The 672-nt window shown below is 45.5% G+C and carries 1 protein-coding gene; it reads right to left on the bottom strand.

Annotation, left to right across the window (positions count from 1 at the left end; translation table 11 throughout):
- Positions 1-8: 8 nt before the first annotated feature.
- Positions 9-672: IS3 family transposase (locus IEY48_RS20330; RefSeq protein ID WP_188923349.1), on the bottom strand; the 664-nt coding region annotated here is incomplete at its 5' end.

Below are 672 nucleotides of genomic sequence, written 5' to 3'. Positions count from 1 at the left end.
TGTACTGGTCAAGCCAAACTGGACACTTTTAATTGAGAATTTTCAAACTCTACCGGTGACAGATCACCATTAGCTGAATGAAGTCGCTCCAAGTTGTAATATTTCATGTAAGCCGTCACATCTTGCTTCATAAACTCCCTTGTTGGTTGAGCAACTTTAAAAATCCAATCGTGTTTCAAACTACCAAAGAAACGTTCAACGACGGCATTATCCCAACATGCACCTACATCCCCCATACTGGCTCGGATACCATAGTTCGATAACAGCTTACCGAATTGCTTGCTGGTATACTGTGAGCCTCGGTCACTGTGAAATACCAGCCCTCTGGCCGGTTGGCGCAGGTTGTAGGCTTTCATTAATGCCTTGGATATCAAATCTGTAGTCATGCGTTTGTCTATGTGCCACCCAACAATCCGGCGTGAATATAAATCCATCACCACAGCCAAGTACATCCAGCCTTCACCCGTCTTTAAGTAGGTGACATCACCAGCCCAAACCTGGTTTGCAGCGCTTGGGTTAAAGTTCATATTCAACAAGTTATCAGCAACTGCGTCAGAGTGTTTACGCTGCGTTGTCACCTTATAAGCCTGCCGTTGGGTTACCTTTAGCCGTAAACGTCGCATCATTTTACGGACTGCATAGCGACCTACTTGGTAGCCTTCCTTGCGCAAT

Origin of the sequence: Shewanella saliphila (assembly GCF_014648295.1) — a bacterium.
Taxonomy (GTDB): domain Bacteria; phylum Pseudomonadota; class Gammaproteobacteria; order Enterobacterales; family Shewanellaceae; genus Shewanella; species Shewanella saliphila.
This window is presented reverse-complemented; position numbering and strand designations above follow the sequence as displayed.